Genomic DNA, 12,686 nt, shown 5'->3' with positions numbered 1-12,686 from the left:
CGACTGTTCACTCTTGCTCAGGGAATGGTATCAGCCTTCTGATGTCGGCAGGCCACCTGAGGTCACGGTATCGACGCGTTTTTCCAGCTGCTGGAGACGCTTGGCCATGTCGTCCAGGTGGCGGATACGCGCGGCGCTCTTGCGCCAGTCAGCCAGCGGCTGCATGGCAGTGCCGGAAGAATAGGAACCCGGTTCAGTGATCGAACGGGTAACCATGGTCATTCCGGAAACGAAAACGTTATCGCAAATATCGATGTGCCCAACCAGCCCCACGCCACCGGCCAGCATGCAGTGCTTGCCGATGCGCGTGCTGCCGGAGATCCCGACGCAAGCGGCCATGGCAGTGTGATCACCGATCTGCACGTTGTGAGCGATCTGGATCTGGTTATCCAGCTTGACCCCGTCGCCGATCCGGGTGTCGGAGAGCGCGCCACGGTCGACAGCAGTATTGACGCCGATCTCCACGTCATCACCAATGGTGACGCCGCCGATCTGCGCAATCTTGCGCCAGATGCCCTTCTCGTTGGCAAAGCCGAAGCCCTCGCCGCCGATCACGGCACCCGACTGGATGACCACACGCTTACCGATGGTCACGTCGTGATACAGCGTGACCCGCGGTGCCAGCCAACCACCTTCACCGACCACACAGCGGGCACCGATGAAGCAGTGTGCGCCGATGCTGACGTTGGCGCCGATGCGCGCACCACTTTCGATGACCGCGAACGGCCCGATGCTGGCGCTGGCGTCCACCTGGGCATCTTCCGCCACCACGGCGCTGGGATGTATTCCCGCCTCAGCCTTGGGTTTGGGATCGAACAGGTGGGAAATCCGCGCGTAAGCCAGGTACGGGTCCGCCACGACCAGGGTATTGCCGGCAAAGCTTTCGGCATCCGCAGCCTTGAGCAGCACCGCGCCGGCCTGGCTGTTATCCAGGTACTTGCGGTACTGCGGGTTGGCGAGGAAGCTCAACTGCGTCGGGCCAGCCTCTTGCAAGGTGGCCAACCCGGTAATCTGCAGCGCCTCGGGCCCCTTGAGGGTAGCTCCGAGTACCTCGGCCAGCTGGCCTAGCGTCATGGTCACACTCATATCAACGGGCTTGGTTCATGCGCTCGATGACTTGGCGGGTGATGTCGTACTGAGGTTTGACATCGATGACCGCACCACGCTCGAGGACCAGGTCGTAGCCGCCCTTCTTGATCACTTCCTCGACAGCACCATCCAGCTTCGGCTTCAGTTGCTTGAGCATGTCGCGATCAGCAACGGCCTTGGCTTCGTTCAGTTCCTTGGACTGGAACTGGAAATCGCGGGCCTTTTGCTTGAACTCGAGCTCCAGGCGCTCACGCTCCTGCTGCTGCATCTTGTCGCCGCCCTTGATCAGGCGGTCCTGGATGCCCTTGGCACTGCTTTCCAGGCTTTTCAGCTTGGTCAGTTGCGGACCGAATTTCTTCTCGGCATCAACCGCATACTTCTTGGCGGCATCCGACTCGAGCAGGGCCATCTGGTAGTTCAGGACGGCAACCTTCATTTCGGCGAAAGCCGGGGTGGCGACCAGCGCCGCGGCCACTACGGCCAATTGAGCCAATTTACGCACGATGCACTCCTGGATAAACCGTTGTCATTAAGCAAGGGCCGACCTTAGAAGGTCTGGCCCAGAGAGAATTGGAACACCTGGGTATCGGCATCGTCCGGCTTCTTGACCGGCATTGCCAGGCTGAAGCTCAACGGGCCCAGTGCGGTAATCCAGGTCACGCCCAGGCCGACCGAACTGGCCATGCCCGAGAACCCGACCTTCTCGCAATCAGGTTTGTTGCCGCAATTGGTGTCGAACACGTTACCCACGTCCCAGAACACGGAAGTGCGCAGTGAACGCTGGTCCTTGACGAACGGCAGCGGGAACAGCAGCTCGGCACCGCCTTGCACCAGCACGTTACCACCAAACGGCAACGGATCCTGATCCGGGTCGGCGATGGTGCCTGGCTTGCCACCTGCGGCCTCGCCGATGCTCGGGGTACTGCGCGGGCCCAGGCTGCTGTCCTTGAAGCCACGGACGGAGTTGAAACCACCCGCGAAATAGTTCTCGTAGAACGGCAGGCCGGAGGTGCTGCCGTAACCATCACCATAGCCCAGCTCGGTATGCAGGCGCAGGGTGTAGTCGCTGGTGATCGGCTTGAACAGCTGGCCACGGTAGTCAAGCTTGAAGAACGACAGGTCGCTGCCCGGAACGGTGGACTCCAGGGTCAGGCTTTGCGAGTGACCACGGGTGGCCAGTACGCCTTTGTTCAGGGTCGACTCGGACCAGCCGATCGAGGCCTTGAAGTTCAGGAAGTTGTCACCTTCCTGCTCGAGGAAGTCGAAGATCTCGTCAACGGTGTATTTGCCGGTCTTGATCTTGTCCTGCTGCACGCTCAGGCCGTAGGTCAGGCGCGAGGTTTCGCTGATCGGGTAGCCCAGGCTGACGCCGGCACCGTAGCTGTCCACCGCATAGCTGGCAACGTCGACGTCGAGGTCGTCGTAATCGGTGCTGCGGTAGAAGGCGTTGTAGCCCAGGCTGACGCCATCGGCAGTGAAGTAGGGATCAACGAAGCCGAAGTTGTAACGGGTCTGGTATTCCGAACGGGTCAGGCCGATGGACACCTTGTTACCGGTACCGAGGAAGTTGCTCTGGCTGATCGAACCACCCAGGATCAGGCCGGCGCTCTGGGCGAAACCGACGCTGGCGGTGATCGAGCCGGAGGCCTGCTCTTCGACGCTGTAGTTGACGTCGACCTGGTCGTCGGTGCCAGGCACCTGCGGGGTCTCGACGTTGACTTCCTTGAAGAAGCCCAGGCGCTCCAGGCGGGTCTTGGACTGGTCGATCAGGTAGGTCGACGCCCAGCCACCTTCCATCTGGCGCATTTCGCGACGCAGCACTTCGTCTTCGGTCTTGGTGTTGCCGCGGTAGTTGATGCGGTTGACGTAGGCACGCTTGCCCGGGTCGACCACGAACATGATGTCGACGGTGTGGTCCTGGTCGTTTGGTTGCGGCACGCCGTTGACGTTGGCGAAGGTGTAGCCTTCGTTACCCAGGCGGCGGGTGATCAGCTCGGACGTGGTGGTCATCACCTTGCGCGAGAACACCTGGCCCGGCTGCACCAGCAGCAACGACTTGACCTGGTCTTCCGGCACCTTGAGGTCACCGGACAGCTTCACGTCGCGAACGGTGTATTTCTCGCCTTCGTTGATGTTGACGGTGATGTAGACGTGCTTCTTGTCCGGCGTGATGGACACCTGGGTGGAGGCGATGTCCATGTTGATGTAGCCGCGGTCCAGGTAGTAGGAACGCAGGCGCTCCAGGTCACCGGAGAGTTTTTCACGGGCGTACTTGTCGTCGTTCTTGAAGAACGACAGCCAGTTGGTGGTCTTCAGCTCGAACAGCTGCCCCAGGGTCTCATCATCGAATACGTTGTTGCCCACGATGTTGATGTGCTGGATGGCGGCGACGGTGCCTTCGTTGATCTTGATCTTCAGCGCCACACGGTTGCGCGGCTGCGGCACCACTTCGGCGTCGACCTCGGCCGAGTAGCGCCCCTGGGCCACGTACTGGCGCTGCAGCTCGTTACGCACACCTTCGAGGGTGGCACGCTGGAAGATCTCGCCTTCGGCCAGGCCCGATTGTTTCAGGCCCTTCATCAGGTCTTCGGTGCTGATCGCCTTGTTGCCTTCAATCTCGATGCTCGACACCGACGGGCGCTCGACCACGTTGATGATGAGCACATTGCCATCGCGGCTCAACTGGATGTCCTGGAAGAACCCGGTCTTGAACAAGGAACGAGTCGAGTCCACCAGGCGGCGGTCGTCGGCCTGGTCGCCAACGTTCAGCGGCAAGGCACCGAACACACTGCCAGCGGAAACCCGCTGCAGGCCGTTGACGCGAATATCGGAGATGGTGAAGGACTCGGCGTGAACTTCAGCGATCATCAGTGCGGACATGACCGCAGTTAGCAGCAGACGTTTCATGAAGTCCTTTTATTCCAACTGGCAATAAACAACCTGCCGTCACAAAACGGCAGGTTCGCAATTGAGCGAAGCTTTATAGTCGACCCAGATCGTTGATCAGGGCGAGCAACATCACCCCTATGACCAAACTGATACCGATCTGAACCCCCCAACCTTGCACCCGATCCGACAGCGGACGACCGCGCGCCCACTCGACCAGGTAAAACAGCAAATGCCCCCCGTCCAGTACTGGAATGGGCAGCAGGTTAAGAACCCCCAGGCTTATGCTCAGGTAGGCCAGGAAATTCAGGAAATCCCCCACGCCGGACTGGGCTGAAGCGCCCGCCACTTTAGCAATGGTTATCGGTCCACTCAAGTTTTTTACCGAGAGCTCCCCGAACAGCATTTTCTTCAGCGATTCAAGGGTCAGGACGCTCATGTTCCAGGTACGCGACAAGCTCTCACCCACCGCATCCAGCGGGCCGTAGCTGATTTCGCGGAGCATGTTGGCAGGCCATTCGCCACCTTTGACGCCAGCGCCAAGATAGCCACCGACGGCCTTACCCTCCCCCTTGCGGGCCAAGGTCACCGGCAGCTCCAGGGCAGCGCCATCGCGCTCCACTCGCACCACGACCTTGGCATCCGGGCGGGCGCGCACGCGGTCGACAACCTGCTGCCATTCAGTCACTGCCACATCGTCCAGAGCCAGCAGCTTGTCACCGGTTTTCAGGCCCGCAGCGGCAGCCGGCCCCTTCGGATCGATCTCGGCCAGCACAGGTGTGATCGCCGGTCGCCAAGGGCGCAGCCCCAGGGATTGAATCGGGTCCGGCTCGTCGGCGCCCTTGAGCCAACTGTCCAGCTTGACCTGCAGCTGACGCTCGGCGCTGGCGCCCTCATCGCGCACACCAATCTGCAAGGTACCGCTCTCGCCCAGACGACGAACCAGCTGCAAATTGACCGCCGACCAACCGTTGGTCGGCTTGCCATCTACAGAAACGATTTCCTGACCTGCGGTCAGCCCTGCAGATGCTGCCAGGCTGCCACTGTCGACCGCGCCGATAACCGGGCGGACTTGCTGGGTACCCAGCATCGCCAGCACCCAGAAAAACAGGATAGCCAGCAGAAAATTGGCGATCGGGCCTGCCGCGACAATCGCAATACGCTGGCGCACCGACTTGCGGTTGAACGACTGCCCGGCCAGCGCCGGCGGCACATCGCCTTCGCGCTCGTCGAGCATCTTGACGTAGCCACCCAGAGGAATGGCCGCAACAACGAACTCGGTGCCGTGGCGGTCATGCCACCGTAGCAGCGGCGTGCCGAAACCCACCGAGAAACGCAGCACCTTGACGCCGCAGCGGCGCGCCACCCAGAAGTGCCCGAATTCGTGGAAAGTGACCAGCACACCCAACGCCACGAGGGTGCCGATAATCATGTAGAGCGCTGTCATGTCCATCTCCGAATGATGTTCAGCGGGCGGGCATTCCTGCCCAGCCCCCTCACGAACCTTGGCGGGGCTGCATCAGCGGCCGTGACGCCTCAGCCACTCACGGGAAAGCTCCCGGGCACGCTGATCGGCGGCAAATACCGCATCCAGCGACGGCAGCGGCACGACCGGTTCCTGGTCGAGTACCTGTTCGATCATACCCGCGATCTCCGGGAAGCGGATGCGCCGTTCAAGAAATGCCTCGACCGCAACCTCGTTGGCCGCATTGAGCACGGCAGGCGCGCTGTTGCCGGCCTCGGCAGCCTGCCGCGCAAGGCGCAGGCAAGGGAAGCGTTGTTCGTCGGGCGCCTGGAAATCCAGACGGGCGATGGCGAACAGGTCCAGAGGCGCAACCCCGGAATCGATCCGTTCCGGCCAGGCCAACGCGCTGGCGATCGGCGTACGCATGTCCGGATTGCCCAACTGCGCGAGTACCGAACCGTCCACGTAGTCGACCAGCGAGTGGATTACGCTCTGCGGGTGCACCACCACCTCAACCTTGGATGGCACGGCATCGAACAACCAGCAGGCTTCGATCAACTCGAGGCCTTTGTTCATCATGCTGGCCGAATCCACGGAAATCTTGCGCCCCATGGACCAGTTAGGGTGCGCACAGGCTTGCTCCGGGGTCACGTCCAGCAGCGCCTCGACCGGCGTTTCGCGGAACGGCCCGCCGGACGCGGTAAGCAGGATCCGGCGCACACCGACGGCACTCAGACCACGGGCGTAGTCGCCTGGCATGCACTGGAAGATAGCGTTGTGTTCGCTGTCGATCGGCAGCAGCACGGCACCCTTTTGCCGCACCGCCTCCATGAACAGTGCGCCCGACATCACAAGTGCTTCCTTGTTGGCCAGCAACACCTTCTTGCCTGCCTCGACTGCCGCCAGCGTGGGGCGCAGGCCGGCAGCACCGACAATGGCTGCCATCACTGCATCCACTTCAGCGGCCGACGCCACCTGACAAAGCCCGGCCTCACCTTCCAGCACCTCGGTGGTGCAGCCGGCCGCAGCCAGACCCGCACGCAACCTCACCGCCGCCTCAGTGCTCGGCACCACAGCGAATGCCGGGCGATGACGCACACATAAGGCCAACAGCTCGTCGATGCGCGAATAGCCAGTGAGGGCAAACGCTTGATAACGGTCAGGATGACGCGCAATCACATCCAGCGTGCTCAGGCCAATGGAGCCGGTGGCCCCGAGTACGGTAATACGCTGCGGGCGACTCACATCACACCCCATTCGGCAGCCCACAACAGGACGGCGAAGATCGGGATTGCCGCAGTCAGGCTGTCAATGCGATCGAGCACACCCCCATGCCCGGGCAACAGATTGCTGCTGTCCTTGATACCGGAGCGACGCTTGAACATGCTCTCGGTCAGGTCACCGACCACCGAGGACATCACCAGCAACGCAGCGCCCAACAGGCCCAGCAGGATCTGACCAAAGCCCCAGTCGCGGCTGATGCCGACACCCAGGGTAATCAACAGGCTGACCGCCAGGCCACCGTACACGCCTTCCCAGCTCTTGCCCGGACTGACCTGCGGAGCCAGCTTGCGCTTGCCGAATGCCCGGCCAGAGAAGTACGCACCGATGTCGGCGGCCCACACCAGCACCATGACGGACAGGATCAGCCAGTTGCCCAGGGGCCAGTGCTTGAGCAGCACCAACCCTTGCCAGGCCGGCAGCAACACCAGCAGGCCGATCAGCAACCGACAGGCAGCACTGGCCCACAGGTCGCTGCTGCGCGGGTAGGTAAGCACCAGCCAGGTGGCCAGCCCCCACCAGATCACCGCAGCGCCCAGTACCCAGGGCGCCAGTTCCGGAAGGATGTACAGCAGCATCAGCGCCCCCGCGACCACCGCTGCATAGGCAATGCGCAGCGGCTGGGCCATCAGCCCGGCCAGGCGCGCCCACTCCCAGGCACCGAGGGTCACTACGAAGCCGATGAACAGGGCGAAATCCCCGCCATTGAGCAGGAAGAAACCACCCAGCGCGACCGGCAGCAGGATCAGCGCAGTAATGATGCGTTGTTTAAGCATTAAGCACGAGCTCCAGCCTCGACCTGCTCGCTGGTCTTACCGAAGCGGCGCTGGCGCGAAGCGAAATCGGCCAGGGCATTGCGCATGGCCTCGTGTTTGAAGTCCGGCCAGTAGAGGTCGGAGAAATACAACTCGGCATAGGCCAGCTGCCACAACAGGAAATTGCTGATGCGGTGCTCGCCACCGGTGCGAATGCACAGGTCCGGTAACGGCAGGTCGCCGGTTGCCAGACAGGTCTGCAGCAGACCCGGGGTGATGTCTTCCGGGCGCAGGTGCCCGGCTTGCACTTCCCGCGCCAGCCGCTGGGCAGCCTGGGCGATGTCCCACTGACCACCGTAGTTGGCTGCTATCTGCAGAATGAAGCGGTTGTTGCCAGCGGTCACTGCCTCGGCCTCGCGCATGGCGGCCTGCAGCTCAGGATGGAAACGCGAACGGTCGCCGATGATGCGCAGGCTGATATTGTTCTCGTCAAGGCGCTTGGCCTCACGGCGCAGCGCCGAGAAGAACAGCTCCATCAACGCACCGACCTCTTCGGCAGGGCGCTGCCAGTTCTCGCTGGAGAAGGCGAACAGGGTCAGTACCTCGACCCCGGACTTGGCACAGACTTCGATGACCGCGCGAACGGCGTCCACACCCGCCTTGTGCCCGGCCACGCCGGGCAGCAGGCGCTTTTTCGCCCAGCGGTTGTTGCCATCCATGATGATCGCGACATGACGCGGCACCGAGGACGGCGCCGCTGGCTTGGTCTTTTCCATTAAAAAACCCCGGCCTTAGACGGCCATCAGGTCCTTTTCCTTGGCTTTGAAGGCAGCATCGACTTCGGCGACGAACTTGTCAGTCAGCTTCTGGATCTCGTCCGCGGCGCGACGCTCTTCGTCTTCGCTGATTTCCTTGTCCTTGGTCAGCTTTTTCAGGTCAGCCAGGGCGTCGCGGCGCACGTTGCGCACGGCTACCTTGGCATCCTCGGCAACACCGCTGGCCTGCTTGGTGTAGCCCTTGCGGGTTTCCTCGGTCAGGGCCGGCATCGGGACACGGATGGTGGTACCGGCGCTGGACGGGTTAAGGCCCAGATCGGAGGTGAGGATGGCCTTTTCGATGGCAGCGCTGAGGTTCTTGTCGTGAGCGACGATCTTCAGGGTGCGGGCATCTTCGACGGTGATCGCGGCGACCTGGTTCAACGGCATTTCGCTGCCCCAGGCGGTAACCTTGACGCTGTCCAGGATGCTTGGGTGAGCGCGACCGGTGCGGATTGCAGCCAGGTTGCGGGACAGGGCTTCGATGGACTTGCCCATGCGCTCCTGCGCGTCTTTCTTGATGTCGTTGATCATGCTTGGCCTTCCTCGATCAGTGTGCCTTCAGCGCCACCCACCACGATGTTCAGCAGGGCGCCAGGCTTGTTCATGTTGAATACCCGCAATGGCATCTTGTGGTCACGGCACAGGCAGATTGCGGTCAGGTCCATCACACCCAGCTTGCGATCCAGAACCTCATCGTAGGTCAGGTGATCGAATTTCTCGGCATGCGGGTCCTTGAATGGATCGGCAGTGTACACGCCATCGACCTTGGTCGCCTTCAGCACCACGTCAGCATCGATTTCGATGGCGCGCAGGCAGGCCGCGGAGTCGGTGGTGAAGAACGGGTTGCCGGTACCGGCGGAGAAAATTACCACATCCCCGGAGTTGAGGTGACGAATAGCTTTGCGGCGATCGTAATGATCGGTGACACCCACCATGGAAATGGCCGACATGACCAGGGCCGGGATGTTCGAGCGCTCCAGCGCATCGCGCATGGCCAGGCCGTTCATCACGGTAGCCAGCATCCCCATGTGGTCACCCGTGACGCGATCCATGCCGGCTGCGCTGAGCGCGGCGCCGCGGAACAGGTTGCCACCACCGATCACCAGGCCGACCTGGACGCCGATCCCTACCAACTGGCCAACTTCAAGCGCCATGCGATCCAGCACTTTCGGGTCGATCCCGAAGTCTTCCGAGCCCATCAGGGCCTCGCCGCTAAGTTTGAGCAAAATGCGTTTATAGCGAGGTTGGCGACCACTCACCTGCTGAGCCATTGCGAGTCTCTCCTGCGGCGTACTTTTAGAAAATTCGTGCGGGCTGTTTGCAGCCTGCTAACTGTAGCGTGGCACCGCTTCGGTGCCAGCGAAGAGGGAGTCGTATAAACCCCTCTCCGTTTTGACAAAGAGGCTGCGCGCGTGAGCGGGCAGCCTCTTTGGGGCGACAGACGGGGCTGTCTTACTGCTTGGCAGCAGCTACCTGAGCGGCAACTTCAGCAGCGAAGTCGTCGACTGGCTTCTCGATGCCTTCGCCTACTTTGAAGTAGGTGAAGGAAACGATTTCAGCACCGGCTTTCTTGGCCAGCTCGCCAACCTTGACTTCCGGGTTCATGACGAAGGCTTGCTCTTTCAGCGAGGCTTCGGCTTTGAACTTGGTGATACGACCGTTGATCATGTTCTCAACGATGTTTTCCGGCTTGCCGGCGATCTTGTCGGCGTTCAGCTGCAGGAAGACATTCTTCTCGCGCTCGATGGCCTCGGCGGAGATTTCCGACGAATCCAGGAACTCAGGGTTCGAAGCCGCAACGTGCATGGCGATGTTCTTCGCCAGCTCCACGTCACCACCTTTCAGAACGACGACAGCGCCGATCTTGTTGCCGTGCAGGTAGGCACCGACAACGTCACCCTCAACGCGCACCAGGCGACGGATGTTGACGTTCTCGCCGCACTTGGCAACCAGGGCTTCACGAGCAGCTTCACGCGAGGCGATCAGCGGAGCGGCGTCGGTCAGCTTCTGGGCGAAGGCTTCTTCGAGGCTTTCGGCCACGAAGTTCTTGAAGTCGTCTTGCAGGGCCAGGAAGTCGGTCTGCGAGTTCACTTCCAGCAGGACGGCGGATGTACCGTCGGTCTTGACGGCGATAGCGCCTTCAGCAGCGACGTTGCCAGCCTTTTTGGCGGCCTTGATGGCGCCCGAGGCACGCATGTCGTCAATGGCTTTCTCGATGTCGCCGCCGGCCTTTTCCAGGGCCTTTTTGCAATCCATCATGCCTTCGCCGGTACGCTCGCGCAGTTCTTTTACCAGCGCTGCAGTAATTGCTGCCATTTCAAAATCCTCTTGGAAAGTTTTTCAACCATTCCACCCGTCAATCACGGGCGTTCAATTCTGCAAATCCGCTGTTTTCATTTCAGCAGGCCCATGATGCGGGGCCGATGCTGACAGCAGGATTTCAAGGTGGCAAAAAGGGGGCAAAGCCCCCTTTTTGCGTGCCAAGTAGACGCTAGCGCCTATTACTCAGCAGCAGGTGCAGCCGCTTCTTCAGCGTAAACTTCGGTGCCGCCGGCAACGTTGTTGCGGCCGCGGATGACTGCGTCAGCCATCGAAGTCATGTACAGCTCGATAGCGCGAATGGCGTCATCGTTACCTGGGATGATGTAGTCAACACCTTCCGGGCTGCTGTTGGTATCGACAACGCCGATAACCGGGATACCCAGCTTGTTGGCTTCGGTGATCGCGATGCGCTCGTGATCAACGTCGATAACGAACAGAGCGTCTGGCAGACCGCCCATGTCCTTGATGCCGCCCAGGCTGCGATCCAGTTTTTCCAGGTCGCGGGAGCGCATCAGGGCTTCTTTCTTGGTCAGCTTGGCGAAAGTGCCGTCTTCGGCCTGGGTTTCCAGGTCGCGCAGACGCTTGATCGAAGCGCGGATGGTCTTGTAGTTGGTCAGCATGCCGCCCAACCAACGGTGGTCAACGTACGGCGAACCGCAACGAGCTGCTTGCTCGGCGACGATCTTGCCGGCGGAACGCTTGGTGCCGACGAACAGGATCTTGTTCTTGCCCTGGGCCAGGCGTTCTACGAACGACAGAGCGTCGTTGAACATTGGCAGGGTTTTTTCCAGGTTGACGATGTGGATCTTGTTACGCGCGCCGAAAATGTACTTGCCCATTTTCGGGTTCCAGTAACGGGTCTGGTGGCCGAAGTGCACACCGGCCTTCAGCATATCGCGCATGTTGACTTGGGACATGATAGTTCCTTGATAAGTCGGGTTGGGCCTCCACGTATCCCAATGACCAACCCGCGAATTCTGCAACTCGGGGCACCCAGGTCATCGTGTCGACACGTGTGTGGGTTAAGTGCTGACGGGGTCGTCCCCGAAAGCGGCGCATTTTATACCACAGACCGCGAGCGAACGGAACCCGGATACTGTTGCGTCTGTCAGCACTTTTTGCAGCACCCCGGCTTTCGCGCCAGAATGCCAGCTGTAGACAACAGCATGGCCGCCTTTATCCCGACCGATCGGCGCCCTGCTCTGCTAGAATCCGGCCTTTCCCGTTTGTTCGCGCCGTGCACGGCGCCGTAGAGAGCCTGTAATGACCGTCACCATCAAGACCGCAGAAGACATCGAGAAGATGCGCATCGCTGGCCGCCTGGCCGCCGAAGTGCTGGAAATGATCGAAGAACACGTCAAGCCCGGTGTCACCACCGAAGAGCTCGACCGCCTGTGCCACGATTATATCGTCAACGTCCAGCAGGCCATCCCGGCACCGCTCAACTACAAGGGCTACCCGAAGTCGATCTGCACCTCCATCAACCATGTGGTCTGCCACGGCATCCCCAACGAAAAGCCGCTCAAGGACGGTGACACGCTCAATATCGACGTCACCGTGATCAAGGACGGCTACCACGGCGACACCAGCCGCATGTTCCACGTCGGTAACGTGCCGGTCTGGGCCGAGCGCCTGTCCAAGGTCACCCAGGAATGCATGTACAAGGCCATCGAACTGGTCAAGCCGGGCTGCCGCCTGGGCGACATCGGTGAAGTGATCCAGAAGCACGCGGAAAAGAACGGTTTCTCGGTGGTGCGCGAGTTCTGCGGTCATGGCATCGGCAAGGTGTTCCATGAAGAGCCGCAGATCCTCCACTACGGCCGCGCGGGCACAGGCATGGAGCTGAAGGAAGGCATGACCTTCACCATCGAGCCGATGATCAACCAAGGCAAGGCCGACACCAAGGTGCTGGGCGACGGCTGGACCGCCATCACCAAGGACCGCAAGCTCTCGGCCCAGTGGGAACACACTTTGGTGGTGACTGCGACTGGCTACGAGATCTTCACCCTGCGCAAGGACGACACCATCCCGCGCACTTCGGCCTGACCGCACTCCGACAGGCCACCCCAC

Annotated in this window: 12 protein-coding genes; 1 reads left to right on the top strand and 11 read right to left on the bottom strand. The window is 61.1% G+C overall.

Going from position 1 to position 12,686, the window contains the following annotated elements:
- Positions 1-30: 30 nt before the first annotated feature.
- From lpxD to rpsB, 11 genes are all read right to left on the bottom strand, one after another.
- A complete protein-coding gene (gene lpxD / locus V6093_RS23510) occupies positions 31-1,086 on the bottom strand; it encodes a UDP-3-O-(3-hydroxymyristoyl)glucosamine N-acyltransferase (RefSeq protein WP_003252312.1) in 1,056 nt (351 codons plus the stop codon).
- Position 1,087: 1 nt separating this feature from the next.
- A complete protein-coding gene (locus tag V6093_RS23505; protein ID WP_003252311.1) occupies positions 1,088-1,591 on the bottom strand; it encodes an OmpH family outer membrane protein in 504 nt (167 codons plus the stop codon).
- 44 nt (positions 1,592-1,635) lie between these two features.
- Positions 1,636-3,996, bottom strand: coding sequence for an outer membrane protein assembly factor BamA (gene bamA, locus V6093_RS23500; protein WP_003252308.1), 2,361 nt, complete (start codon positions 3,994-3,996; stop codon positions 1,636-1,638).
- A gap of 73 nt (positions 3,997-4,069) precedes the next feature.
- A complete protein-coding gene (gene rseP, locus V6093_RS23495; RefSeq protein ID WP_004574728.1) occupies positions 4,070-5,422 on the bottom strand; it encodes an RIP metalloprotease RseP in 1,353 nt (450 codons plus the stop codon).
- A 72-nt stretch (positions 5,423-5,494) separates the two neighbouring features.
- Entirely contained in the window at positions 5,495-6,685 is a 1,191-nt protein-coding gene (gene ispC / locus V6093_RS23490; RefSeq protein ID WP_004574729.1) for a 1-deoxy-D-xylulose-5-phosphate reductoisomerase, read from the bottom strand.
- Positions 6,682-7,497, bottom strand: coding sequence for a phosphatidate cytidylyltransferase (locus V6093_RS23485; protein ID WP_003252301.1), 816 nt, complete (start codon positions 7,495-7,497; stop codon positions 6,682-6,684). The genes ispC and V6093_RS23485 overlap by 4 nt, the downstream gene beginning before the upstream one ends.
- On the bottom strand, positions 7,497-8,252 hold the full coding sequence (gene uppS / locus V6093_RS23480) for a polyprenyl diphosphate synthase (RefSeq protein ID WP_010952675.1): 756 nt from the start codon (positions 8,250-8,252) through the stop codon (positions 7,497-7,499). The genes V6093_RS23485 and uppS overlap by 1 nt, the downstream gene beginning before the upstream one ends.
- 15 nt (positions 8,253-8,267) lie before the next feature.
- Positions 8,268-8,825 (bottom strand): ribosome recycling factor, encoded by a 558-nt coding sequence (gene frr / locus V6093_RS23475; protein WP_003252296.1) that lies wholly within the window; start codon positions 8,823-8,825, stop codon positions 8,268-8,270.
- Positions 8,822-9,565 (bottom strand): UMP kinase, encoded by a 744-nt coding sequence (gene pyrH / locus V6093_RS23470; protein ID WP_003252294.1) that lies wholly within the window; start codon positions 9,563-9,565, stop codon positions 8,822-8,824. The genes frr and pyrH overlap by 4 nt, the downstream gene beginning before the upstream one ends.
- Positions 9,566-9,746: 181 nt before the next feature.
- The gene (gene tsf / locus V6093_RS23465) at positions 9,747-10,610 is read right to left on the bottom strand and encodes a translation elongation factor Ts (RefSeq protein ID WP_003252290.1); all 864 of its coding nucleotides are present in this window, start codon (positions 10,608-10,610) and stop codon (positions 9,747-9,749) included.
- Between the two features lie 185 nt (positions 10,611-10,795).
- The gene (rpsB, locus tag V6093_RS23460) at positions 10,796-11,533 is read right to left on the bottom strand and encodes a 30S ribosomal protein S2 (RefSeq protein WP_003252287.1); all 738 of its coding nucleotides are present in this window, start codon (positions 11,531-11,533) and stop codon (positions 10,796-10,798) included.
- A gap of 346 nt (positions 11,534-11,879) precedes the next feature.
- Here rpsB and map point away from each other — a divergent pair, with 346 nt between their 5' ends.
- A complete protein-coding gene (gene map / locus V6093_RS23455; RefSeq protein WP_047604494.1) occupies positions 11,880-12,662 on the top strand; it encodes a type I methionyl aminopeptidase in 783 nt (260 codons plus the stop codon).
- The last annotated feature ends 24 nt before the right edge of the window (positions 12,663-12,686 follow it).

The organism is Pseudomonas putida group bacterium ESBL64 (assembly GCF_045277175.1).
Lineage (GTDB): Bacteria > Pseudomonadota > Gammaproteobacteria > Pseudomonadales > Pseudomonadaceae > Aquipseudomonas > Aquipseudomonas alloputida.
The sequence above is the reverse complement of the archived record's forward strand: the minus strand, read 5'-3'. Positions and strand labels throughout refer to the sequence as shown.